Source organism: Pseudomonas arabinosi (assembly GCF_047758675.1).
Taxonomy (GTDB): Bacteria; Pseudomonadota; Gammaproteobacteria; order Pseudomonadales; family Pseudomonadaceae; genus Aquipseudomonas; species Aquipseudomonas arabinosi.
The window spans coordinates 852,959-876,629 of the sequence record NZ_CP180480.1 but is presented as its reverse complement, the minus strand read 5'-3'; the positions used below and the strand labels follow the sequence as shown (position 1 = coordinate 876,629).

Annotated in this window: 20 protein-coding genes; 12 read left to right on the top strand and 8 right to left on the bottom strand. The window is 59.3% G+C overall.

The window, feature by feature from the left end:
• Positions 1 to 72: 72 nt before the first annotated feature.
• The gene (locus tag ACMXYJ_RS03995; RefSeq protein WP_415758861.1) at positions 73 to 1,323 is read left to right on the top strand and encodes a hypothetical protein; all 1,251 of its coding nucleotides are present in this window, start codon (positions 73 to 75) and stop codon (positions 1,321 to 1,323) included.
• A 93-nt stretch (positions 1,324 to 1,416) separates the two neighbouring features.
• Here the strand turns inward: ACMXYJ_RS03995 and ACMXYJ_RS03990 are convergent, their stop codons facing one another.
• From ACMXYJ_RS03990 to bioB, 6 genes are all read right to left on the bottom strand, one after another.
• Positions 1,417 to 1,713, bottom strand: a complete 297-nt coding sequence (locus ACMXYJ_RS03990) for a pyrroloquinoline quinone biosynthesis protein PqqE (protein ID WP_403140664.1) — start codon at positions 1,711 to 1,713, stop codon at positions 1,417 to 1,419.
• A gap of 120 nt (positions 1,714 to 1,833) precedes the next feature.
• Positions 1,834 to 2,514 (bottom strand): dethiobiotin synthase, encoded by a 681-nt coding sequence (gene bioD, locus ACMXYJ_RS03985; protein WP_415758860.1) that lies wholly within the window; start codon positions 2,512 to 2,514, stop codon positions 1,834 to 1,836.
• The gene (bioC, locus tag ACMXYJ_RS03980; protein WP_415758859.1) at positions 2,511 to 3,323 is read right to left on the bottom strand and encodes a malonyl-ACP O-methyltransferase BioC; all 813 of its coding nucleotides are present in this window, start codon (positions 3,321 to 3,323) and stop codon (positions 2,511 to 2,513) included. Before bioC ends, bioD begins: the two co-directional genes overlap by 4 nt.
• The gene (locus tag ACMXYJ_RS03975; protein WP_415758858.1) at positions 3,316 to 4,047 is read right to left on the bottom strand and encodes an alpha/beta fold hydrolase; all 732 of its coding nucleotides are present in this window, start codon (positions 4,045 to 4,047) and stop codon (positions 3,316 to 3,318) included. Before ACMXYJ_RS03975 ends, bioC begins: the two co-directional genes overlap by 8 nt.
• Positions 4,040 to 5,218 (bottom strand): 8-amino-7-oxononanoate synthase, encoded by a 1,179-nt coding sequence (gene bioF, locus ACMXYJ_RS03970; protein WP_415758857.1) that lies wholly within the window; start codon positions 5,216 to 5,218, stop codon positions 4,040 to 4,042. The genes ACMXYJ_RS03975 and bioF overlap by 8 nt, the downstream gene beginning before the upstream one ends.
• A gap of 169 nt (positions 5,219 to 5,387) precedes the next feature.
• Complete coding sequence (gene bioB, locus ACMXYJ_RS03965) at positions 5,388 to 6,443, bottom strand: biotin synthase BioB (RefSeq protein ID WP_415758856.1); 1,056 nt, start codon at positions 6,441 to 6,443, stop codon at positions 5,388 to 5,390.
• 92 nt (positions 6,444 to 6,535) lie between these two features.
• Between bioB and ACMXYJ_RS03960 the strand changes: the two genes are divergently transcribed.
• The 5 genes from ACMXYJ_RS03960 (at position 6,536) to rarD (ending at position 12,416) form a co-directional block, all read left to right on the top strand.
• Complete coding sequence (locus ACMXYJ_RS03960; protein ID WP_415758855.1) at positions 6,536 to 7,276, top strand: ComF family protein; 741 nt, start codon at positions 6,536 to 6,538, stop codon at positions 7,274 to 7,276.
• A gap of 182 nt (positions 7,277 to 7,458) precedes the next feature.
• Positions 7,459 to 8,223 (top strand): TOBE domain-containing protein, encoded by a 765-nt coding sequence (locus ACMXYJ_RS03955; RefSeq protein WP_415758854.1) that lies wholly within the window; start codon positions 7,459 to 7,461, stop codon positions 8,221 to 8,223.
• A 58-nt stretch (positions 8,224 to 8,281) separates the two neighbouring features.
• On the top strand, positions 8,282 to 10,183 hold the full coding sequence (locus ACMXYJ_RS03950; protein WP_415758853.1) for a PhoX family protein: 1,902 nt from the start codon (positions 8,282 to 8,284) through the stop codon (positions 10,181 to 10,183).
• A gap of 209 nt (positions 10,184 to 10,392) precedes the next feature.
• The gene (locus tag ACMXYJ_RS03945; protein WP_046045338.1) at positions 10,393 to 11,367 is read left to right on the top strand and encodes a serine/threonine protein kinase; all 975 of its coding nucleotides are present in this window, start codon (positions 10,393 to 10,395) and stop codon (positions 11,365 to 11,367) included.
• A gap of 161 nt (positions 11,368 to 11,528) precedes the next feature.
• Positions 11,529 to 12,416, top strand: a complete 888-nt coding sequence (rarD, locus tag ACMXYJ_RS03940; protein ID WP_415758852.1) for an EamA family transporter RarD — start codon at positions 11,529 to 11,531, stop codon at positions 12,414 to 12,416.
• Positions 12,417 to 12,631: 215 nt separating this feature from the next.
• Here rarD and ACMXYJ_RS03935 read toward each other — a convergent pair whose 3' ends face one another.
• The gene (locus ACMXYJ_RS03935; protein ID WP_064680143.1) at positions 12,632 to 13,150 is read right to left on the bottom strand and encodes a glycine cleavage system protein R; all 519 of its coding nucleotides are present in this window, start codon (positions 13,148 to 13,150) and stop codon (positions 12,632 to 12,634) included.
• A gap of 477 nt (positions 13,151 to 13,627) precedes the next feature.
• On the opposite strand from ACMXYJ_RS03935, the gene ACMXYJ_RS03930 reads away from it, so the two are divergent.
• Positions 13,628 to 15,805, top strand: coding sequence for a malate synthase G (locus ACMXYJ_RS03930; RefSeq protein WP_415758851.1), 2,178 nt, complete (start codon positions 13,628 to 13,630; stop codon positions 15,803 to 15,805).
• 70 nt (positions 15,806 to 15,875) lie between these two features.
• On the opposite strand, the gene ACMXYJ_RS03925 is transcribed toward ACMXYJ_RS03930, so the two are convergent.
• On the bottom strand, positions 15,876 to 16,322 hold the full coding sequence (locus ACMXYJ_RS03925) for a response regulator (protein WP_415758850.1): 447 nt from the start codon (positions 16,320 to 16,322) through the stop codon (positions 15,876 to 15,878).
• Positions 16,323 to 16,575: 253 nt separating this feature from the next.
• Here ACMXYJ_RS03925 and ACMXYJ_RS03920 point away from each other — a divergent pair, with 253 nt between their 5' ends.
• The 5 genes from ACMXYJ_RS03920 to ACMXYJ_RS03900 all read left to right on the top strand — a co-directional run bounded on the left by ACMXYJ_RS03920 (position 16,576) and on the right by ACMXYJ_RS03900 (position 23,605).
• Entirely contained in the window at positions 16,576 to 18,516 is a 1,941-nt protein-coding gene (locus ACMXYJ_RS03920; protein ID WP_415760676.1) for a putative nucleotidyltransferase substrate binding domain-containing protein, read from the top strand.
• A complete protein-coding gene (locus tag ACMXYJ_RS03915) occupies positions 18,513 to 19,220 on the top strand; it encodes a 3'-5' exonuclease (RefSeq protein ID WP_415758849.1) in 708 nt (235 codons plus the stop codon). The genes ACMXYJ_RS03920 and ACMXYJ_RS03915 overlap by 4 nt, the downstream gene beginning before the upstream one ends.
• Before the next feature lie 221 nt (positions 19,221 to 19,441).
• Positions 19,442 to 19,960, top strand: coding sequence for an RNA polymerase sigma factor (locus tag ACMXYJ_RS03910; protein WP_046052410.1), 519 nt, complete (start codon positions 19,442 to 19,444; stop codon positions 19,958 to 19,960).
• Positions 19,957 to 20,931, top strand: a complete 975-nt coding sequence (locus tag ACMXYJ_RS03905) for a FecR domain-containing protein (protein ID WP_415758848.1) — start codon at positions 19,957 to 19,959, stop codon at positions 20,929 to 20,931. Before ACMXYJ_RS03910 ends, ACMXYJ_RS03905 begins: the two co-directional genes overlap by 4 nt.
• Positions 20,932 to 21,169: 238 nt before the next feature.
• The gene (locus tag ACMXYJ_RS03900; protein ID WP_415758847.1) at positions 21,170 to 23,605 is read left to right on the top strand and encodes a TonB-dependent siderophore receptor; all 2,436 of its coding nucleotides are present in this window, start codon (positions 21,170 to 21,172) and stop codon (positions 23,603 to 23,605) included.
• Positions 23,606 to 23,671: the final 66 nt, after the last annotated feature.

The following is a 23,671-nucleotide window of genomic DNA, read 5'->3' as shown; positions in this document are numbered from 1 at the left end:
GTGTACTGACTATAGCGGACGCATCTTCGGGCTACTGCGGTCTGGGGGAATATTTGCCGCAGGAGAAACGATATGGAAGTGAAGCCAAGTGACAACAGTCAACCTCGCACACCCGGCGATCTCGACCGTACCTTCGCAATCGATGGCCGCATCGAGATCAGCGAAAGAGGCACCGCAAACTCAATCACCTCTGATCAGGACGGCAAACTGATTCTTGCCTCACAGATCGGCGACCGTTTTCGGCTATCGCGCTACCTTGTCGACGGCGCTAAAGATGACTCGTTCGGGGAAACGACCAGGAACTTCGAAGATGGCGATCAATCCGCACCGATGCGCGTTCTGCTGCAAGAAGATGGAAAAATCCTGGTTATCGGTGACTCGTTAAAAGCCGGAGTAATGAGGCCCGCCGTCACTCGCTTTAACTCCAGCGGTAGTCCCGACCTGGTGTTTGGTCGCAGAGTCATTACAACAGGGCCAGAAGATGCGACACCCGGTAGAATCAGGTACAAATTCGTAGATGGCTGCCTGCAAAAAGGCCAAAAAACACTCATAGCAGCGAGTTACGAACTTCAATCAGGGCGCCCTTTGAGCAGGCTGTTTTGTCTGCAAGCTGATGGCGAGCCTGACAAGCTGTTTGGCGAAGGCCGCGGGTTCATCGATATCAAGTTCCATGAGCACGATAGCTATGCCTGTCACGTCCAGATCCAACGTAATGGCAGCATTATCGTGGCGGGCAGTTGGAGATATAAAGGTGAACCACAGAGAACACGGACCGTGGCTCGCTACACGGCTGAGGGCATTCTGGACAATACCTTTGGCCTAGCAGGTTATGCCGATGTTGTGGTGCCCGGCGAGAAAGGGAAAAAGTCACAGGTTGAGGGGCTTCTCTGGCCCGATATTGTCGCCGGAGTTGCCATCCAGAATGACGACAAGATCATCCTCGCCGGCTCAACATACGACCCTGACGGCCTGCAAAACGGGTTACTTGCCAGGCTCGAATCTGACGGCAGGATTGATGAACATTTCAACAAGGGAAATCCTCTTGTGATGCCTGACGACAATGTGTCCCTCCACTCCCTTGCGATCCAACCAGACAGCAAAATTGTGGTCGTGGGCAGAAGCAACATCGAAGGCACGACCAGGGAATTTTACGAACGGGTTAGCGAAAACGGAGAAATAGAGAGTTTTAGGAGCGACTATAGTTTCGGTGACTGTACCGATGTGACGATACAACCGGGAGGGCGAGTTGTTATTCCGGGCAGTTCCGGGGCCACTACCATTGGGCCTCGCTTTCCAAGAGTATCGGGCCGTCTGGGGGCCTGATTCTGATTTATTAGCCACACAAATGCGTTCAATGGTCACAAGCCATTGAGCGTACGCATTAAAAGAATATTGGTTTGTCGCTAAGCCAAGCGATCAGGCGAAAGTATCGATCAACGTACCGAGCACTTCGTCGGATGCCTTGGCGACTTTGACACCCAGTTCAACCTGAAATTTCCCCTGGGACATCTCGACCATATTACTGGCCAGATCCGACTGCTGACTGAGATCCACCGAGCGCAGGCGATCAACCTGAGCCTCGGAAGACTGGCTGGTGACCGAACGCTCGATCGTCGTGTTGGCGATCTGGCCAGAGGCTTGATCGACACGGTTCTGCCCTGTCTGAATAGTGCTCAGACCGGCATAAAAAGCGGTGTTTCCTGAGATTTCCATGGGAGAACTCGTCCTACAAAGGATCAACTGCGGCCATTGAACCAGACCCACCGTCAAAAGGCCCGACAAAAACACTAATGGCACACTGCCTTGTCATAGTTAAAACCCCTGTTAGAAAACTCAGTCCAGTAAGTCCAGTTGCAGATGCTCCGCCACCGCTTCAGCCGTCACCAACTTGAGTTTCGGCACTCGCCCAAGGCACGGTGCCGGGATCCGCTCAGCAAGTGTCGCGAGATTTTCTTCCAGACGCGAAGTCTTTGGATCGATGATATTGGCCACCCACCCCGCCAACTGCAAACCGTCCTGAGCAATCGCCTCAGCCGTCAACAGCGCATGGTTGATACAACCCAGGCGCACGCCCACCACCAGGATCACCGGCAGATCCAGCGCCATCGCCAGGTCCGAAAGATTGTCCTGATCCGCCAAAGGCACTCGCCAGCCTCCAGCACCTTCGATCAAGGTGAAGTCCGCTTGCATATCGAGAATTTCCAGCATGGGCGTCAACAGTGATTGCACCGTCAATGCCACGCCGGCCTCCCGCGCTGCCAGATGCGGTGCGATCGGCGGTTCGAACGCCATAGGGTTGACCTGTGCATAAGTCAAAGGCACTGAACATTCCGCCAGCAACGCCAACGCATCGGCATTGCGCAAGCCCTTGGGCGTCACATCGCAGCCGGAGGCGACCGGCTTGCCCGCCGCCGTGCTCAAACCGGCCGACCGCGCAGCGTGCAACAAACCCGCTGCAATGGTGGTCTTGCCGACATCGGTGTCAGTGCCAGTGATGAAATAGGCTGCGCTCATAAGGGTTTCTCCAACACGGCGTAGACCACTTGATAAGTCGCCGGCAGGCCTTGGGCCTGACGAAATTGCTCATACGCCTCGATCATTCCGAGGATCCGCGCCCTGCCGGTCAAACCACCCGGCCGACCGGGGTTCAAATTGTGCGCACCCAGTGCCTTGAGTTCATGGGTCAGGCTGCGCACATCCGGGTAATGCAACACGTGCGGTCGGGTTTCCAGACTCACGACGCTCAACCCACTGTCCGCGCAAAGCTGTTGATAAACCCCGAACTCGCGGAAGCGGTTGACGTGCACCCTGCCATCCACCTGACGCCAGCTGTCACGCAGCTCTAACAGTGTGCCCACGCACAGACTAGCAAACGCGAAAATGCCGCCAGGTTTCAATACGCGATGGGCCTCACTGAGCACCGAAGCGAAGTCCGCACACCACTGCACCGCCAGGCTGGAGAAGATCAGATCGCAGGTCGAATCCTGCAAGGGCAACCGCTCTGCATCGCCGGCGATGAAATGCGTTGCGCCACCCAACGGCCTGGCGTGATTGAGCATGCCTTCGGCGATGTCCAGTGCCAGCCCGTGACTGGCGGGAAATCGCTCGCCCAATGCACGACTGAAATGCCCGGTGCCGCAGCCCAGGTCCAGCCAGACACCCGGCACAAAGTCCTCTGGCAAACGACTCGACAACTCACTGCCAACGTCGCGCTGCAATTCGGCCACGCTGTCGTAGCTGGCCGCCGCACGGGAAAAAGATGCCGCCACCTGGCGTTTGTCGGGCAAGCCGCCGGGCAGGTTGGGAAGGGATAGATCAGTCATCACCGGACTCATGCAAAAAGGCCTGAATTGCCCCCGCCACACCGTGAGGGTCTTCCAGAAGAAACGCGTGACTGGCCTGCTCGATCAGACCAATTTCAACATCCGGCAGCAATGTCAGCAGGTCGCCCGCCGCTTCGGCTGGAACCAGTCCATCGAGGCCGGCGAACAAGTGCAGTTGCGGGCCGCGGAACGCCTGCAAAGCCTGTCGGGTGTCCAGTTGTGCGAGCAGCTCCAGGCCGCTCATCAGCACCTCTGCCGAAGTGTGTGGCGCGCCACCGAGCAACAGCCGAGACAGCCCGCGCGGGTCTTCGGCCCCCTGAGCGCAGAGCAGCGAGAAACGTTTCAACGTCATGCGCGGATCAGCCTTGCAGCCGGCCAGAAACGCATCGAAGGTCTCGGCAGGCATCGCGCTCGGCCATTGCTCATGGGCGACAAAAGAAGGATTGCTCGCCAGGGTCAGCAAGCCGCAGCAGCGATCACCGCGCCGGGCTGCCAACTCTGAAGCGAGCATGCCGCCGAGCGACCAGCCGCCGAGCCAGGCGTCCTGAGGCACCGTCGAATCCAGCTCATCGAGCCACTCCTCAAGATCGCTCGATTCCAGTTCCGGCAACGGTTCGATCTCGACCCGCAAGTGTTCATCCAGTCCTTGTAACGCTGCCGCCAAGGGCTCCAGGGGAGAAATGCCGAGACCCCAGCCGGGCAGCAGAATCAGACGATCACGCATGGCTTGGCTCCGTTCCCAGTTGTTGAAAACAATCGGCCAGTCCATTTAACAATAGCTGTACCTGCGCCTCGCTGTGCGCGGCGGTCAGGGTCACTCGCAGTCGGGCGCTGCCGGCGGGCACGGTCGGTGGACGGATCGCAGTGACCATCAGACCGCGTTCGCGCAGCATCTGCGACAGTCGAACCGCGCGCCCGGCATCGCCGATCATGATCGGCTGGATCGGTGTGAAACTGTCCATCAACTCCAGGCCGATTTGTTCGGCACCGTGGCGGAACTGGGCAATGAGCGTCTTCAGATGCTCACGTCGCCAGTGTTCAGTGCGCAGCAATTCGAGGCTTTTCAGCGTCGCGCAGGCCAGCGCCGGCGGCTGGCTGGTGGTGTAAATGTAGGGTCGGGCGAACTGGATCAGGCTCTCGATCAGCTCTTCGCTGCCAGCCACAAAAGCGCCGGCGGTCCCGAACGCCTTGCCGAGGGTGCCGACCAGTACCGGCACGTCTTCCTGGCTCAGGCCGAAATGCTCGACGATCCCGCCACCAGTGGCGCCCAGCGGACCAAAGCCGTGAGCGTCATCGACCATCAACCAGGCACCTTTGGCCCTGGCTTCCCGAGCCAGCGCCGGCAGGTCGGCAATGTCGCCGTCCATGCTGAACACACCATCGGTGACCACCAGAGTATTGCCGGTCGCCTTCTCAAGACGCTTGGCCAGACTCGCTGCGTCGTTGTGCAGATAGCGATTGAAGCGCGCTCCGGACAACAGACCCGCATCCAGCAGGGACGCGTGATTGAGCCGGTCTTCCAGCACCGTATCGCCCTGCCCGATCAGCGCGGTGACCGCGCCGAGGTTGGCCATGTAACCGGTGGTGAACAACAGCGCGCGCGGGCGACCGGTGAAATCGGCCAAGGCCTCTTCCAGCGCGTGATGTGGGCTGCTGTGGCCGATAACCAAATGCGACGCCCCGCCGCCGACGCCCCAACGGGTCGCACCGGCGCGCCAGGCTTCGATCACTTGCGGGTGATTGGCCAGGCCCAGGTAGTCGTTGTTACAGAACGCCAGCAACGGCCGACCATCGACCACCACTTCCGGGCCCTGGGGGCTTTCGAGCAATGGGCGTTGGCGGTAGAGATTTTCGGCACGACGGGCAGCAAGGCGCGCGCTGAGATCGAAAGACATGCAGGCCTCGTGGATCAGAATTCAGAAGCGATGTCGCAGAACCTGTGGGAGCGAGCTTGCTCGCGAATGCGGCGACACATTCGACTTAAATATCGACTGACAGATCGCTATCGCGAGCATGCTCGCTCCCACAGTGTTTTGCATTCCTTCAGAGGAATCGGTGGAGGCTTCAAACAGCGGCGTTATAGAACTGCTCGCTGCTCTTCTGCTCAACCAGCGCTTGTTCGATTGCAGCTTGATGCACTTCATCTGCGTGCTCTTCGCGCGCTTCCGGCAGGATGCCCAGGCGCGAGAACAGTTGCATGTCCTTGTCGGCCTGCGGGTTCGCGGTGGTCAGCAGTTTTTCGCCGTAGAAAATCGAGTTGGCACCGGCGAAGAACGCCAGGGCCTGCATCTGCTCGTTCATCGCTTCGCGGCCAGCGGACAGGCGCACGTGGGATTGCGGCATCAGGATACGTGCGACAGCGAGCATGCGGATGAAGTCGAACGGGTCGATATCGTCAGCATTTTCCAGCGGCGTACCGGCGACTTTCACCAGCATGTTGATCGGCACCGACTCTGGGTGCTCTGGCAGGTTGGCCAGCTGGATCAGCAGATTGGCGCGGTCATCAAGCGACTCGCCCATGCCGAGGATGCCGCCGGAGCAGATCTTCATCCCCGACTCACGCACGTAGGCCAGGGTCTGCAGGCGCTCGCCGTAAGTGCGGGTGGTGATGATGCTGCCGTAGAACTCCGGCGAGGTATCGAGGTTGTGGTTGTAGTAGTCGAGGCCGGCGTCGGCCAGCGCAACGGTCTGGTCCTGATCGAGACGGCCGAGGGTCATGCAGGTTTCCAGACCCATGGCTTTCACGCCTTTGACCATTTCCAGCACGTAAGGCATGTCTTTGGCCGATGGATGTTTCCACGCCGCGCCCATGCAGAAACGGGTCGAACCGATGGCCTTGGCGCGAGCGGCCTCTTCGAGGACCTTCTGCACTTCCATCAGTTTTTCTTTTTCCAGGCCGGTGTTGTAGTGACCGGACTGCGGACAATATTTGCAATCTTCCGGGCAGGCACCGGTCTTGATCGACAGCAGCGTCGACACCTGGACCCGGTTGGCGTCGAAATGCGCGCGGTGCACCGTCTGCGCCTGGAACAACAGGTCATTGAATGGCTGAACGAAGAGTGCTTTGACTTCGGCCAAAGACCAGTCATGACGCAGGGTTGCAGTGGTGCTGGCGCTCATGGGCGTTTCCTTTGTTTTATGCTTGGCAAGCGACTGGGGAATGGAATACCCACAGACGCGACACGGATGTTCGGCATATTTAAGGAAGACTCATGCGCTGTCAACCACGATACGAAGGACCGGTTTACATCTGGTTAAAAAACGAACAACTCTGTTTGCTCTGTTCAGAACCCGCCGATGAATGCACCCCCCTCTGCATGGCCTGTGAAACGGAGTTGCCCTGGCTGGGCGATCAATGCCAAACCTGCGCTCTGCCGTTGCCCACTGCTGGCCTGACCTGTGGCCAATGTTTGAAACAGCCGCCAGCCTTTGAACGGGTCGCTACGCCCTGGACTTACAGTTTTCCGGTGGACACGCTGATCACGCGCTTCAAACACTCTGCGAAGTGGCCGTTTGGTCGCCTGCTTGCCGAGCTTCTCGCTCAGTTCCTGCAACATCGCTTCGATGAAGACCTGAATCGACCCGACGCGCTCATCCCGGTGCCACTGGCCACCAAGCGCCTGCGCCAACGGGGTTTCAACCAGGCCGCAATGCTCGCCCGCTGGCTCAGCGCCAACCTCGACATTCCGTGCGATGAAACGCTGTTGCTGAGGACTCAGGACACCAGCGCCCAACAGGACCTGAATGCCGAGGCCCGCAAAAAGAACCTGCGCAACGCCTTCGCCCTGACGCCCGAGGCGTGCATCAAGGGTCGTCGTTTAGCATTGGTGGACGATGTGTTGACCACCGGCGCCACGGCGCAAGCATTGGCTCGTCTGTTGATGGACGCCGGCGCGGCACGGGTTGACGTCTACTGCCTGGCCCGCACACCCAAACCGGGTGACGTAGCCTGATTGAATGCATTCAGCGTGGGAGCGAGCCTGCTCGCGATAGCAGTGTGTCAGACGACTTTAATTCTGAATGTCAGACCGCCATCGCGAGCAGGCTCGCTCCCACAGGGATTACCGCCTGACTTGACTCCCGCAGCCCAAGCGGCCAACGTCTTCTTAATTGTCACAGCCCAAAGCGTCTTGCCATGTCCTTGCCTACGTTGTTGTCCCAGCACATCGTCCGTCGTCCACAGCGCATCGCGTTGCTGCAACACATCGCCGAACAGGGCTCGATCACCCGTGCCGCGAAAAGCGCGGGGCTGAGCTACAAAGCGGCCTGGGACGCCATCGATGAGTTGAACAACCTCGCGCAAAAACCGTTGGTGGAGCGCAGTGTCGGCGGCAAGGGCGGCGGCGGCGCCAAACTCTCCAGCGAAGGCGAGCGCGTATTGCGCCTGTATCAAAAGCTGCAAGCTTTACAGGCTCAGGTGCTGGAAGCCGCCGAAGATGCCAGCGATCTCGACCTGCTCGGCCGACTGATGCTCAGAACCAGCGCGCGCAATCAACTGCATGGCAAGGTTGTGGCGATTGATAACCAAGGGCATAACGACCGGATTCGCCTTGAACTGGCCGAAGGCTTGAGCATCGATGCGCAGATCACTCACGACAGCACCCTGCGTCTGGAACTCGAAACCGGTACCGAAGTGGTCGCACTGATCAAGGCCGGCTGGCTGGAGTTGCTGGGCATCGATCAAGGGGCAACACCCGGCAATAATTGCCTGAAGGGCATCATCGAGGAAATTCTCGACGCCGAGGACGGCCCCAGCGAAGTGCGCATCGGCCTGCCCAATGGCCAGACACTCTGCGCGCTGGCCGAACCGCTGCACTTGAGAACCCTCGGCCTCGCCGCTGATAAACCGGTGCTGGTGCAGTTCGCACCCTCCAACGTTTTGCTCGGTACACCGCTTTGAAACACAAGTGTCATTAACGCTCATTAAGGTGACTGCAAAAACCCGCAGGGAGCCTGATGTGAGCCTATTAGAAGACAACCAATCCACCGACCTCGAGAACATGGTCGGCCTCAGCCGCCGAGGCTTCATCAGCGCCGGCGCCCTTTGCGGTGCAGCGATGTTCCTGGGTGGCAACCTGCTGAGCCGCAGCGTGCTGGCCGCCAGCGTCAGCGCCGGCTCCAGCAAACTGTTGGGTTTTGACAGTATTCCCGCCGCCACCAACGACGCCATCACCCTGCCGCCAGGTTACAAATCTTCGGTATTGATCAGTTGGGGCCAGCCCCTGCAGAAGAACGGCCCGGCATTCGACCCGAGTGGCAACGGCTCCGCCGAACATCAGGAAGTCCAGTTCGGCGACAACAACGACGGCATGAGTCTGTTTGAGTTTCCCGGTGACAACAACCGGGCGCTGATGGCGATCAACAACGAATACACCAACTATCGCTACCTCTACGCCCACGGCGGCATGCCGCAATCGGCTGCTGACGTGCGCAAGGCATTGGCCTGTGAAGGCGTGTCGGTGATCGAAGTGCAGCGCAAGAACGGCCAGTGGCATTTCGTCCAGGGCTCGCGCTACAACCGACGCATTCACGGCAACGCACCGATCAGCCTGAGCGGCCCGGCCGCCGGCCACGCGTTGCTGAAAACCAGCGCCGACCCGCACGGCAAGAACGTTCTCGGCACCTTCCAGAACTGCGCCAACGGCAAGACGCCGTGGGGCACGTATCTGACCTGCGAAGAGAACTTCACCGATTGCTTCGGCAGCAGCAATGCCGAACAGAAATTCGATGCTGCACAGAAACGCTACGGCGTGGTGGCCGCCAGCAAAGAGATCAACTGGCACCCACACGACGAGCGCTTCGACCTGGCGAAAAACCCCAACGAACTCAACCGTCACGGTTGGGTCGTGGAGATCGACCCGTTCGACCCGCAATCGACGCCGGTCAAACGCACCGCGCTGGGCCGCTTCAAACATGAAAACGCCGCCCTGGCCGAAACCAGTGACGGTCACGCGGTGGTGTACATGGGCGACGATGAACGTGGTGAGTTCATCTACAAATTCGTCAGCCGCGACAAGATCAACCACAAAACCCCCAAGGCCAACCGCGACCTGCTGGACCATGGCACCTTGTACGTGGCGCGCTTCGACGCGGGCGACGGCAACGCCGATCATCCGAAAGGCCAGGGCGAATGGGTCGAACTGACCCACGGCAAAAACGGCATCGACGCCAGCAGCGGTTTCGCCGACCAGGCCGAAGTGTTGATTCACGCGCGCCTCGCGGCCAGCGTGGTGAAGGCCACGCGCATGGACCGCCCGGAGTGGATCGTCGTCAGCCCCAAGGATGGTCAGGTCTATTGCACGCTGACCAACAACGCCAAGCGTGGCGAGGATGGCCAACCGGTGGGCGGACCGAACCCGCGCGAGAAGAACGTCTACGGACAGATTCTGCGCTGGCGCACTGACCGTGACGATCACGGTGCCAAGAGCTTTTCCTGGGACCTGTTTGTGGTCGCCGGCAACCCGGGTGTTCACGCCGGTACGCCGAAGGGCGGCTCCTCGAACATCACCCCGCAGAACATGTTCAACAGCCCGGACGGCTTGGGTTTCGACAAGGCCGGAAGGTTGTGGATTCTCACCGATGGTGATTCGAGCAACGCCGGCGACTTCGCGGGCATGGGCAACAATCAGATGCTCTGCGCTGATCCGGTCACCGGGGAAATACGTCGTTTCATGGTCGGGCCAGTGGGCTGCGAAGTGACGGGAATCAGCTTCTCGCCAGACCAGAAAACCCTGTTTGTCGGGATTCAGCATCCGGGGGAAAACGGTGGGTCGACGTTCCCTGAGCATCTGCCTAATGGCAAGCCGCGGTCTTCGGTGATGGCGATTTCACGGGAAGATGGCGGGGTCGTCGGCGCCTGACAAGGCCCCTTCGCGAGCAAGCCCGCTCCCACATTAGATCTAAGGTGTGCCGCAATTTGCATTCACACTGAAGATCCACTGTGGGAGCGGGCTTGCTCGCGAAGGCGTCAGCTCAGACAACACTCATCTCAAGCCCAACCCCTAAAGAAGCCCCGTCTGCGCTACCATGCTTGGCCGGACGCGGCAGCCTGCTGCGCGCAGGAGTCAGCATGGCCCACCCGTTTGCAACCCTCACCCCAGACCTCGTGCTCGATGCCGTCGAAAGCATCGGCTTTCTCAGCGACGCGCGCATTCTGGCGCTCAACAGCTACGAGAACCGTGTCTATCAGGTCGGTATCGAAGACTCCGAGCCGCTGATCGCCAAGTTCTACCGTCCGCAGCGCTGGACCAATGAAGCGATTCTCGAAGAACACCAATTCACCTTCGAACTCGCCGAGTGCGACGTACCGGTGGTCGCGCCGATGATTCACAACGGTGCCAGCCTGCACGAACACAACGGTTTCCGTTTCACCCTGTTCCCCCGCCGTGGCGGCCGTGCGCCGGAGCCGGGCAATCTCGATCAGCTGTATCGCCTGGGGCAACTGCTCGGTCGCTTGCACGCCGTCGGCACTACAAAACCGTTCGAGCACCGTGAAGCGCTGGGGGTGAAGAACTTCGGTCATGACTCGCTGACGACATTGCTCGAAGGCAATTTCGTACCCAAAAGTCTGCTGCCGGCCTACGAGTCCGTGGCCCGAGACCTGCTCAAACGGGTGGAAGAGGTCTACAAGGCCACGCCGCACAAGAACATCCGCATGCACGGCGACTGCCATCCCGGCAACATGATGTGCCGCGACGAGATGTTCCACATCGTCGACCTCGACGACTGCCGCATGGGCCCGGCAGTGCAGGACATCTGGATGATGCTGGCGGGTGATCGTCAGGAATGTCTCGGTCAGTTGTCGGAATTGATGGACGGCTACAGCGAGTTCCACGACTTCGATCCGCGGGAACTGGCGTTGATCGAACCGCTGCGCGCCTTGCGCCTGATGCACTACAGCGCCTGGCTCGCCCGCCGCTGGGACGACCCGGCGTTCCCGCACAGTTTTCCGTGGTTTGGTACCGAGCGGTATTGGGGCGATCAGGTGTTGGCGTTGCGCGAACAACTGGCGGCGCTCAATGAAGAGCCATTGAAGCTTTTTTAAATTCAAGAGCAAAAGATCGCAGCCTTCGGCAGCTCCTACAGGTGTACGCAATTCCTCTGTAGGAGCTGCCGAAGGCTGCGATCTTTTGCTTTCAGACACGACACATCTATACAACCTCCTTACAATCCCCTCTTTGTTAGCTGCCTAAGCAAGGATTCTGCATGCAAGCTGCCAACCCGCGTCGCGGGTACATCCTGGGCCTGAGTGCCTACATCATCTGGGGCCTTTTCCCCATCTACTTCAAAGCCATCGCCTCGGTGCCGGCCGTAGAAATCATCATCCACCGAGTGCTTTGGTCCGCGCTGTTCGGCGCCTTGCTGCTGATGGTGTGGAAACATCCGGGCTGGTGGCGCGAGTTGCGTGATAACCCGAAACGCCTGGCGATCCTGGCCCTGAGCGGCACGTTGATCGCGGCCAACTGGCTGACCTACGTCTGGTCGGTGAACAACGGGCGCATGCTGGAAGCCAGTCTCGGTTACTACATCAACCCGCTGGTGAACGTTCTGTTGGGCATGCTGATCCTTGGCGAACGACTGCGGCGCATGCAATGGCTGGCGGTTGGCCTGGCGGCGGTCGGCGTCGCGCAGCAGGTCTGGCAAGTCGGCAGTCTGCCGTGGGTGTCCCTGGTGCTGGCGCTGACCTTCGGTTTTTACGGACTGATCCGCAAGCAGGCACCGGTCAAGGCGTTGCCTGGGCTGGTGGTGGAAACCTGGATGCTGGTGCCGATTGCGATTGCCTGGCTGCTATTCAATCAGACGGCCACCAGCGCTCAGCCCGAATTCTGGACCACATCCGAAGCCTGGTGGCTGGTGGCCGCCGGTCCCGTGACGCTGGTGCCGCTGGTGTGTTTCAACGCCGCTGCACGGCATTTGCCCTACACCACGCTGGGATTCCTCCAATACCTGGCGCCGACGCTGGTGCTGTTGCAGGCCGTCCTGCTGTTTGGCGAACATTTGTCGTCAAGCACATTGGTAGCGTTCATCTTTATCTGGGCGGGCCTGGCGGTTTACAGCGTCGATGCGTGGATAAGTCTGCGACGCCGCCGCTGATCAAAAAACACCCAAACCTCTGCAAGCCACGGCTCCCGTGGCTTGCATCGATCCTTCCCAAGGTTATCCACAACGTGATCCCCGGCGTTTGTGCGCAAGTCTCTGAAACTGCTGGTTTTTTGATCAGATCCTGAAGAGCCCCCGCCGACGTGGCCTGGCGGGCTGTCTCTACAGGTTATCCACAGGCAGGTGCACGTATAACTTGGATAACCTTTTCAGGGGTCACTGCGCAGCACCAATTCGACCATCAAATCGTCCGCCAGGGTTTCCAGGCGCGATTGCAGCACGTCCAGGGACAGCGTCAGCGGCACTGCCAGAATCGCTTCAGCGTGGAACAAAGGTTCGCTGCTCATCGGCGCCGGACGTACTTCGGTGACCAACCTTTCCAGATTCACGCCCTGCTCGCTCAGCAGACGGGTGATGTCTCGCACGATCCCGGGGCGGTCATTGCCCACCAATTCCATGGCTATCGGTTTCCAGGTGCAGGATTGCTCGATGCCGCTTTCGGCAATCAGCACGCGAATGCCATGGGCGGACAATGCCTGTAGGGCATCGACCAATTCATCGTAGGCCTCGGCCGGCACGCCCACCCGAAGAATCCCGGCGAACTGCCCGGCCATGCGCGACATGCGGCTCTCCAGCCAGTTGCCGCCGTGCTCGGCGATGCATTGGGCAATGCGCTCGACCTGCCCTGGCTTGTCCGGAGCGAAAACAGTGAGTACGAGGTGGTCCATGGCGCAGCCCTCTTGTCATGACTTTTGTTATAGAAAAGCAAGTATAGGCAAGGGCCGGGAATCGGCTCGGCGTGTCAGAAAACCAAAGCCCCATAGCAGGGCAATGAAGATTATGTGTACAAGTTTTTATATTTAACTGGAACAATCCAATGGTTTTTTGAGAACATCCCGTTCCCCGACGTGACTGCAATGCGTCATGGCGTCGCAGAACGACGTAATTAGTCTAATTTTCACAAGCGCAATTCATCATGTAGTATGCCGCAGCGCGCACTACATAACGCTGGATCGATGTCTGCCGCAGGTGCAGCCACAACCCTGAAAGCCCCGTCAGCAAGGCCTCAACGCCGTTGATTGGTCATAACCCAGCCGCCCGCAATGGCATGTACTGGTCAAAAGGTTTGTGGTTTAAATGCCAGAGGCTTCATTGTTAAATTGAAGAGCTGAAAAGCGAAATAGCTGAGCAGAGTGAGGCAAGCAATGACTGAACACGTTCAAGTCGGTGGCCTGCAGGTCGCCAAAGTCCTGTTCGACTTCGTGAACAACGAAGCCATTCCCGGTACCGGCCTCACCGCCGATAAGTTCTGGGCCGGTGCCGATAAGGTCATTCATGACCTGGCGCCGAAGAACAAAGCCCTACTCGCCAAACGCGATGATTTCCAGGCTCGTATCGATGGCTGGCACCAATCCCGTGCCGGTCAATCACACGACGCCGTGGCCTATAAAGCCTTCTTGCAAGACATCGGTTATCTGCTGCCAGAAGCGGCCGATTTCCAGGCAACGACGCAAAACGTCGATGACGAAATCGCCCGCATGGCCGGTCCACAGCTTGTGGTTCCGGTGATGAACGCCCGTTTCGCGCTCAATGCCTCGAACGCCCGTTGGGGTTCGCTGTATGACGCGCTCTACGGCACCGATGCCATCAGCGAAGCTGACGGCGCGGAAAAAGGCAAAGGCTACAACAAGGTTCGCGGCGACAAGGTCATCGCCTTCGCCCGTGCCTTCCTCGACGAAGCGGCACCATTGGCTGCCGGCACTCACGTCGATTCCACCGGCTACAAGATCGTTGACGGCAAACTGGTGGTGGCCCTTAAAGGCGGCAGCAATACCGGCCTGCGCAACGATGCACAGCTGATCGGTTTCCACGGCGATACAGCCGCACCGACCGCGATCCTGCTGAAAAACAACGGCCTGCACTTCGAAATCCAGATCGATGCCAGCACCCCGGTCGGCCAGACCGACCCTGCCGGCCTCAAAGACATCCTGATGGAAGCCGCGCTGACCACCATCATGGACTGCGAAGACTCCGTCGCCGCCGTCGATGCCGATGACAAAGTGGTGATCTACCGCAACTGGCTCGGCCTGATGAAGGGCGATCTGTCGGAAGAAGTCTCCAAGGGTGGTCAGACCTTTACCCGCACCATGAACGCCGATCGCACTTATACCGGCGTCGATGGTAAAGAACTGAGCCTGCATGGTCGTTCGCTGTTGTTCGTGCGCAACGTCGGTCACCTGATGACCATCGACGCGATCCTCGATAAGGATGGCAACGAAGTGCCGGAAGGCATCCTCGACGGTCTGGTCACCAGCCTCGCGGCGATCCACAGCCTCAACGGTAACAACTCACGTAAGAACAGCCGCACTGGCTCGGTCTACATCGTGAAGCCGAAGATGCACGGTCCGGAAGAAGCGGCGTTCTCCAACGAGCTGTTCGGTCGCATCGAAGAAGTACTCGGTCTGCCGCGCAACACGCTGAAAGTCGGGATCATGGACGAGGAACGCCGTACCACGGTCAACCTCAAGGCCTGCATCAAGGCTGCCAGCGAGCGTGTAGTGTTCATCAACACCGGTTTCCTCGACCGTACCGGCGATGAAATCCACACCTCCATGGAAGCCGGCCCGATGGTGCGCAAGGCGGATATGAAGGCTGAGAAGTGGATCGGCGCCTATGAGAACTGGAACGTCGATATCGGTTTGAGCACCGGCCTGCAAGGTCGCGCCCAGATCGGTAAAGGCATGTGGGCCATGCCGGACCTGATGGCAGCGATGCTCGAACAGAAAATCGCTCACCCGATGGCCGGCGCCAACACTGCCTGGGTTCCATCGCCGACCGCTGCTGCGCTGCATGCGCTGCACTACCACAAGGTCGATGTGTTTGCCCGTCAGGCCGAACTGGCCAAACGTGCTCGCGCTTCGGTGGACGACATCCTGACCATCCCATTGGCGGTGAACCCGCAGTGGACTGCAGAACAGATCAAGAACGAACTGGACAACAACGCCCAGGGCATTCTCGGTTATGTGGTGCGCTGGATCGACCAAGGCGTCGGTTGCTCGAAAGTGCCGGACATCAATGACGTCGGCCTGATGGAAGACCGTGCAACGCTGCGTATTTCCAGCCAGCACATCGCCAACTGGTTGCGTCACGGCATCGTCACCGAAGATCAGGTCATGGAAAGCCTCAAGCGCATGGCGCCCGTGGTTGACCGTCAAAACGCCAATGACCCGCTGTACCGTCCATTGGCGCCGAACTTCGACAGCAACATCGCCTTCCAGGCGGCCATCGAACTGGTGGTCGAAGGCACGAAGCAGCCGAACGGCTACACCGAGCCGGTCCTGCACCGTCGTCGCCGCGAGTTCAAGGCTGCCAATGGCCTGTAACTAAGCGCTGACGCCGGACAAAAAAAAGCCCTGATCGAAAGATCAGGGCTTTTTTGTTTCAAATCGGTTCCTACACATCCATTCCCAACTCATGTTTGACCAGCTCCAACAGCTTGCCGGTATCGATAGGCTTGAGCAGGAAGTCGACCACGCTCAAGTGCATCGCAGCGATCGCATCTTTCACGTCGGCGTCACCGGAAACGATGATGAACGGCATTGCTGCCCGAACGGATTCACGGACCTGGCGGATCAGGTCCAGACCATCGACATTGCCCATCCGCAGATCGGTGATCACCAGGCCAATCGAGGGCATCGTCTCCAACATCTTGAGTGCGGTTTCGCCACTGGCGGCAGTCATGCAGCGCACCCCGTCCAGCGCCAGAATCTCCGACAGCAACTCGCGCGCATCTTTATCGTCGTCGACGATCAGCACCCGCTGCGGCGGCAGGTCAGGTTCCAGCATGACGTCACTCAGCGCCTTGCGCTCCGCGTCACTCAAAATATCGTGGTCGGACATGGCTTACTCTACGTTTTCATTTCTATTCCCTAGCACATCCGTCAGACATCGCTAAGCACACCTTCAATGTGCACTTCGTCGGAAAAGTTTCCTATAGCCAATGTAGGAGGTTTTTCCCACTCTTGCGTCGGACATTTCCCAAATATCGACACCCTTACTGCCTACCTAGACTTACGTCCAATGGGCACCCCGCGCGCAGGGGCCGACCATGGCTCAGTCATCCGACAACAACAATTCAAAAAAGACTGCGGTAATGGTTATGAGTAAAGAGGACGCCTTCACACAGGCCGGGAAAACCGCGGTGTTGCAGAACATCCAGGGCACGTTGCAATTCCTTCAGCGCTTCCCGCCCTTCAATCAAATGGAACAGGCCCACCTGGCGTACCTGGTCGAGCAGTGTCAGCTGCGTTTTTATGCGCCCGGCGAGAGCATCCTCAAGCCCGCCGACGGCCCGGTTGAGCATTTCTACATCGTCAAGCAAGGCCGGGTCGTGGGTGAACGCCCCCATACGGCCAAGGGCGGCACCGAAACCACCTTCGAAATCACCACCGGCGAGTGTTTCCCCCTCGCCGCGCTGCTGGGTGAGCGCGCGACGCGTACTGAGCATCTGGCCTCCGAAGACACCTTTTGCCTACAGCTGAACAAGCTGGCGTTCATCAAACTGTTCGCACTTTCCAACGCGTTTCGCGACTTTGCCCTACGCGGCGTGAGCAGCCTGCTGGATCAGGTCAACCAGCAAGTCCAGCAAAAAGCCGTGGAAACCCTCGGCACCCAGTACTCGCTCAATACCCGCCTGGGTGAATTGGCCATGCGCCACCCGGTGACCTGCAGCCCGACCACGCCGCTGCGTGAAGCCGTGACCCTGATGCACGGGCAGCAGGTCGGCAGCATTGTGGTGGTCGACGAACATAAAGCGCCGCTGGGGATTTTCACCCTGCGCGACCTGCGCCATGTGGTGGCCGACGGCACTAACGATTTCAACGAAGCCATCGAGCGCCACATGACCCAGGCGCCGTTTTTCCTGTCGCCGGATCACAGCGCCTTCGATGCGGCGATTGCCATGACCGAACGGCACATCGCCCACGTCTGCCTGGTCAAGGATCATCGCCTGTGCGGCGTGGTCTCGGAACGTGACCTGTTTTCCCTGCAACGGGTCGACCTGGTGCACCTGGCGCGGACTATCCGCAGCGCCCAGAAGGTGGAAAATCTGGTCGCGATGCGCGGCGAGATCGGCCAACTGGTGGAACGCATGCTGGCCCACGGTGCCTCTTCAACCCAGATCACGCACATCATCACCTTGCTCAACGACCACACCGTGTGCCGGGTGATCGAACTGACCCTCGCCGAGAAAGGTGACCCCGGCATTCCGTTCAGCTGGCTGTGCTTCGGTAGCGAAGGCCGTCGCGAACAGACGCTGCACACCGATCAGGACAACGGCATTCTGTTCGAAGCCCGGGACGCAGCCCACGCCGCCGAGATTCGCGGCAAGTTGCTGCCCATTGCCCAGCAGATCAACCAGAGCCTGGCGCTCTGCGGTTTCACCCTGTGCAAGGGCAATATCATGGCCGGCAACCCGGAGCTGTGTCTGTCCCGGGCCGAATGGTCGCGACGTTTTGCGGCGTTTATCCGCGAGGCAACGCCGGAGAACCTGCTGGGTTCGAGCATTTATTTCGACTTGCGGGTGGTCTGGGGCGACGAGCAAGGCTGCGAGCAGCTGCGCCAGGGCATTCTCGATCAAGTGAATGACAACCGACTGTTCCAACGGATGATGGCCGAGAACGCCCTGCGTAACCGTCCGCCCGTAGGACGTTTCCGTGAGTTCGTACTGGCTCGCAAAAATGGCGAGAAAGCCACTCTGGACTTAAAAGTCCAGGGGCTGACGCCGTTTGTCGACGGTGCCCGACTGCTCGCCTTGGCCCATGGGATCGAGGCGAACAACACGCTGGAGCGCTTCCGCCAACTGGTGGACAAAGAAGTCATCGAACGGCTGGACGGTGCGGCGTACGAAGAGGCCTATCACTTCATCCAGCAAGCCCGCATGCAGCAACATCAGCTACAGACCCGGGAGAACTTGCCCTACTCCAACCGGGTCGATCCGGACAGCCTCAATCATCTGGATCGACGGATCCTGCGTGAATCCCTGCGCCAGGCACAACGCCTGCAAAGCAGCCTGGCCCTGCGGTATCAGCTATGAGCCTGTTTTCATGGCTGCGCCCGGCAGGTCCCAGCCTTCCCTGCGAACTTCAACAACGTCTGCAACGCTTGCCTTCGGCCGCAGAGCTGGGCGAATGCAGCCTGCGCGAACAGCGCTGGGTGGTGCTCGACCTGGAAACCACCGGGCTGAACCTGAACAAGGATCGAGTGTTGTCCATCGGCGCGGTAGTGATCGAGGACGGCGCGATCGATTTCAGCCAGCAGTTCGAACGCACGTTGCAATGCACCGACATGAAATTGGCTCCCAGCGTGTTGATCCATGGCCTGGGGCCGAGTGCGATTGCCGCGGGCAGTGATCCGGCGCAGGCGCTGGTCGAATTCATGGAGTTTGTTGGCGACAGCCCGGTGCTGGCGTTTCATGCACCGTTCGATCAGCACATGCTCGGGCGCGCGCTGAAAAATCATCTGGGTTACAAGTTGCAGCATCCATTTCTGGATGTGGCTGATATCGCGCCGCTGCTTTGCCCTCAGGCGCACATTCGCGATGCCGGGCTGGATCAGTGGATCGACTGGTTCAAACTGGAAGTGTTCGAGCGCCACAATGCCAGTGCCGATGCGTTGGCCACCGCTGAACTGGCGTTGATTTTGTTCAGCCGGGCACGGCAGATGCAGATTCATAGCCCGTTGAATTTGCAGCAGCGGATGAATCAGTGGAAGCGCAGACAGCGAGCGCCTTCTTTCTAAAAGACACCACAATCCTTTGTAGGAGCTGCCGAAGGCTGCGATCTTTAGATCTTAAAATCCAAAGTCAAAAGATCGCAGCCTTCGGCAGCTCCTACAGGGGTTTTGCGCCAATACACCGACGTTGGCGGCCACCCGACCAGCGCCAATTGCTTACCTCCCCCGCCTCTGCCACAATCGCGAACAATTCTCGTTAGTTAATACTTCCCAGTCGGTGATGCTGCGTGTCGTCAGTCCAAAGCCCTCAAAGTGAGCTCGTTGGTGCGCTGTATCGCGACCATCGCGGTTGGCTATTGGCCTGGCTGCGACGCAATGTGGCCTGTCCGCAACGGGCCGAAGACCTGAGTCAGGACACTTTCGTGCGTTTGCTGGGTCGTGAAGAACTGAAGGAGCCGCGCGAACCGCGCGCGTTTCTGGTGGCGATTGCCAAGGGTCTGCTGTTCGACTATTTCCGCCGCGCCGCGCTGGAACAGGCCTATCTCACCGAACTGATGCTGATCCCCGCCGGTGAACAACCGTCGGTGGAGGAACAGCAGCTGATCCTCGAAGACCTCAAAGCCATCGACCGCCTGCTCGGCAAGCTCTCAAGCAAAGCCCGCGCAGCGTTTCTCTATAACCGTCTCGACGGCCTCGGCCACGCCGAAATCGCCGAGCGCCTGGGTGTGTCAGTACCGCGGGTGCGTCAGTATCTGGCCCAAGGCATTCGTCAGTGCTACATCGCGTTGTACGGTGAGCCGGTATGAGTCCGGTCAGCTCCAAACCCGTCTCGGCGCAGGTGCTGGATGCCGCGATTGCCTGGCAATTGTCCCTGGACTCCGGCAACCCGGTGGAGCGCGAAGAGTTCGCCAAATGGCACGCCGCCCACGAAGAACATGCGCGGGCCTGGCGCCAACTGGGCATGCTCGACCAGCGCTTCAGTGTCGCCAGCGGCCCGGCTCGCACTGCTTTACTGCAATCGCGCGAAAGCATTCGCCGGCGCGTGCGCAAACTCGGCAGCGGCGTGGCCAGCATCGTCGCGGTGATCGGGTTGGCGTTGTTCGCCGGTGATCGTTATCTGCCGATCGACTATTGGCTGGCCGACCAGCGCACCGCCACCGGTGAGCAACGCACCCTGCGCCTGACCGACGGCACGCTGATCAACCTCAACACCCACAGTGCCGTGGATGTGCGTTTTGATGAAAAACAACGGCTGATCATCCTCCAGGAAGGGGAAATCCTCGTCGAAACCGGCCATGGCGACGCTCGGCCGTTTATCGTCGAAACCCGCGAAGGCAGCATGCGTGCACTGGGCACGCGGTTCCTGGTCAAGCGTGAAGAAGAAGGTACGCGCCTGAGCGTGCTGAAATCGGCGGTGGCGGCCCATCCCGAGTCGAGTCCTGAAGAGCAGATTCTGCGTGAAGGCCAGCAAGTCCTGATGCGCAGCAATGGCCTGGGGCCGATCGTCGCGCTCAACCTCGGTGCCGACGCCTGGACCCGCGGCATGCTGGTGGTGGATAACTCGCGGCTGGAGGACCTGGTCCATGAACTCGGTCGTTATCGCCGCGGGCATCTTGGCGTTGCGCCAGAAATCGCCGACCTGCGAATCACCGGCAGCTTCCCGCTACACGACACCGATCTGGCCCTGAGCGCCCTGCTGCCGACCCTGCCGGTGCAGATCGAACAGCACACGCCGTGGTGGGTGACGGTGGCGGCGAAGACTGAAGCTAAACCCTGAGAGGTGTTGCGCCTGATAGGCCGCCTTCGCGAGCAAGCCCGCTCCCACATTCGACCGAGTTCCTCCAGGGGGTAACCATAGATGTGGGAGCGGGCTTGCTCGCGAAGAGGCCAACATCCTCACCACGAAACCCTGACTTGTTTACTGAATCTAAATTATTTTCAATCAGCCCTATCACTTTTGAATTCTCGTTCGGCACCTAGGCAATTGAGAAATATTTCCATTCAGGAGCCGCTGTATGTCCCGTTCGCTAGACACCGTGTTGCGCCCCAGTTTGCTGGCGATTGCCATTGCCCTTAGTGCCCCTCTGGCCAGCAGTCAGCTGATGGCCGCTGAACAGGCGTCCAGTGTTCGCGCCTACAACCTGCCGACCGCGCCATTGGCCAGCACCCTGAACCAGATCGCCAGCCAGGCTGGTTTAGCGCTGTCGTTGAACCCGTCACTGGCGGCAGGCAAGACCTCGGCGCCGGTCAACGGCCAGTTCGACGCAGCCGGCGCCTTGCGCGAAGCCTTGCGTGGCAGCGGTCTGCAACTGGAACAAAGCAGCACTGGCACCTTCAGCCTGGTGGCCGTGCCCGAGGGCGTGATGGCCCTGCCGGTGACCAGCGTGATCGGCGCGGAAAACACCGAGAACGCCTGGGGTCCGGTGCAAGGCTACCTCGCAAAACGTACGGCCGCCGGGACTAAAACCGATACGGCACTGGCGGAGGCACCTCGGTCAATTTCTGTTGCCACCCGTGAACAGATGCAAGACCGCGCCGTACAAAACCTCGATGACGCAGTTCGTTACATGCCCGGCGTCGTAGCCAGCAGCTACGGCAGCGATAGCCGCGCCGAGTGGTTGAAGGTTCGTGGCTTTGAGCCCACCCAATTCCTCGATGGACTGCCCCTGCCCAAGGGCACCTATACCATGCCGAAGATGGAAACCTGGGATCTGGAGCGTGTCGCCTTGCTGCGCGGCCCTGCGTCCTCGGTTTACGGCCAGACACCGCCTGGTGGTTTGATCGACATGGTCAGCCGCCGCCCTGAAGACATTGCCAGCAACGAAGTGCAATTGCAGATCGGCAGCTATCAGCGCAAGCAGATCAGCTTCGACAGCACCGGCCCCATCGATGATGAAGGGCGTTTTCTTTACCGTGTCAGCGGCGTGGTGCGAGACAGCAACACAACCATCGAGCACAACGACGACAAGCGTTACAACATCGCCCCCAGCCTGACATGGAACATCGATCCCGACACCAAGCTGACATTCCTCAGCCAGTTCAACCGTGACGACACAGGCATCACCAGCCAGTTTCTTCCTTTACAGGGCACCAAACTTTCAACGCCTGCAGGCGAAGTGAAGTACCACAAGAATCTCGGTGACCCGGAGTGGGAGTTCTACGACAAGACCTATTACGCTTTGGGATATGCCTTTGAGCACCGGATGAACGATGTCTGGCAGTTCCGTCAGAATCTGCGCTACACCAAAAGCGACCTGTCCTTCCAAGGCATCACCGCAGGCGGTTTTTTTGGTTCGGTCAGTGACGACGGTACCGTGGCCCGAGGTGCCAACGTCGTCAACGAAGACATCAGCCAGTTCGCCGTGGATAACAATTTCCAGGCGGATTTCGACACGGGTTCGATCAAGCACACAGTGTTGCTGGGGCTGGACCACCAGCGCGTCAACACCCATTACAAATGGCTGTTTGGCAGCGCGCCGACCAGCAATATCATCAACCCGATTTACGGCCAGGACTTCAGCAACGTCAGCTACACCGCGTTCAATGATTACAACCAGAAGACCCATGACACAGGTCTGTACTTCCAGGACCAGATGGCCCTGGATAACTGGCGCCTGACGTTGGGCGGCCGTCAGGACTGGCTGCACACCGACTCGACCTTCTACAACATGAACGATGCAAAGGACACTCGCGACGACACCGCCTTCACCGGCAACGCGGCGCTTAGCTACGTGTTCGACTCCGGCTTTACTCCTTACATCTCCTACGCCGAATCCTTCCAGGCAGAAGCCGGTGGAGCCAATGGCGCGGCTTTCCGTCCAGGTACTGGCAAACAATATGAGATCGGTATCAAGTACCAGCCTCCGGGCAGCGACATCCTGTTCACCGCAGCTGCCTATGACCTGACCCGCAAGGACATCGTACTGAGTGACACCCTGGGTGTATCTCGCCCACTGGGTGAGGCCAATGTGCGCGGGTTCGAGTTGGAAGCTACCGGTAACGTCAACGAGAACTTGAAATTGACGGCCGCGTACACCTACGCCAACAGCAAGATGACTAAAGTCACCGACCCTCTGGATAAAAACCGCCCACTACCACTGACCCCGGAAAACCAGGCTTCTGCATGGGCTGACTACACGTGGCATACAGGTGTACTGGATGGCTTTGGAATTGGCTTCGGCGTGCGCTATATCGGCGAAACCGACAACATCGCCATCGGCAGTATGGGCTTCGTACGCGACCCGTCAGATGGTCATAGCAGTTCCTACACCGTCTATGACGCGGCAGTCCATTACGACCTGGGCCGCCTGAACAATACGCTCAAGGGTGTCAGTCTCAGCGTCAATGCCAACAACGTATTCGATAAAGAATACATTTCGACCTGCGACGGTTTTTACTGCTATTACGGCGACCGCCGCAACGTAATGGCCAGCGTCGGCTACAAGTGGTAACGGCTTGATCTGACACACCTGATACCCAGGCCGTCCTTCGAGGACGGCTTTGGTATTTCTGAAGGC

Excerpts from the sequence above, each read along its gene's own strand:
- ACMXYJ_RS03995 (WP_415758861.1), top strand. The coding sequence starts at position 73 with ATGGAAGTGAAGCCAAGTGACAACAGTCAACCTCGCACACCCGGCGAT.
- ACMXYJ_RS03990 (WP_403140664.1), bottom strand. The coding sequence starts at position 1,713 with ATGGAAATCTCAGGAAACACCGCTTTTTATGCCGGTCTGAGCACTATT.
- bioD (WP_415758860.1), bottom strand. The coding sequence starts at position 2,514 with ATGAGCGCAGCCTATTTCATCACTGGCACTGACACCGATGTCGGCAAG.
- bioC (WP_415758859.1), bottom strand. The coding sequence starts at position 3,323 with ATGACTGATCTATCCCTTCCCAACCTGCCCGGCGGCTTGCCCGACAAA.
- ACMXYJ_RS03975 (WP_415758858.1), bottom strand. The coding sequence starts at position 4,047 with ATGCGTGATCGTCTGATTCTGCTGCCCGGCTGGGGTCTCGGCATTTCT.
- bioF (WP_415758857.1), bottom strand. The coding sequence starts at position 5,218 with ATGTCTTTCGATCTCAGCGCGCGCCTTGCTGCCCGTCGTGCCGAAAAT.
- bioB (WP_415758856.1), bottom strand. The coding sequence starts at position 6,443 with ATGAGCGCCAGCACCACTGCAACCCTGCGTCATGACTGGTCTTTGGCC.
- ACMXYJ_RS03960 (WP_415758855.1), top strand. The coding sequence starts at position 6,536 with ATGCGCTGTCAACCACGATACGAAGGACCGGTTTACATCTGGTTAAAA.
- ACMXYJ_RS03955 (WP_415758854.1), top strand. The coding sequence starts at position 7,459 with ATGTCCTTGCCTACGTTGTTGTCCCAGCACATCGTCCGTCGTCCACAG.
- ACMXYJ_RS03945 (WP_046045338.1), top strand. The coding sequence starts at position 10,393 with ATGGCCCACCCGTTTGCAACCCTCACCCCAGACCTCGTGCTCGATGCC.
- rarD (WP_415758852.1), top strand. The coding sequence starts at position 11,529 with ATGCAAGCTGCCAACCCGCGTCGCGGGTACATCCTGGGCCTGAGTGCC.
- ACMXYJ_RS03935 (WP_064680143.1), bottom strand. The coding sequence starts at position 13,150 with ATGGACCACCTCGTACTCACTGTTTTCGCTCCGGACAAGCCAGGGCAG.
- ACMXYJ_RS03930 (WP_415758851.1), top strand. The coding sequence starts at position 13,628 with ATGACTGAACACGTTCAAGTCGGTGGCCTGCAGGTCGCCAAAGTCCTG.
- ACMXYJ_RS03925 (WP_415758850.1), bottom strand. The coding sequence starts at position 16,322 with ATGTCCGACCACGATATTTTGAGTGACGCGGAGCGCAAGGCGCTGAGT.
- ACMXYJ_RS03920 (WP_415760676.1), top strand. The coding sequence starts at position 16,576 with ATGGTTATGAGTAAAGAGGACGCCTTCACACAGGCCGGGAAAACCGCG.
- ACMXYJ_RS03915 (WP_415758849.1), top strand. The coding sequence starts at position 18,513 with ATGAGCCTGTTTTCATGGCTGCGCCCGGCAGGTCCCAGCCTTCCCTGC.
- ACMXYJ_RS03905 (WP_415758848.1), top strand. The coding sequence starts at position 19,957 with ATGAGTCCGGTCAGCTCCAAACCCGTCTCGGCGCAGGTGCTGGATGCC.
- ACMXYJ_RS03900 (WP_415758847.1), top strand. The coding sequence starts at position 21,170 with ATGTCCCGTTCGCTAGACACCGTGTTGCGCCCCAGTTTGCTGGCGATT.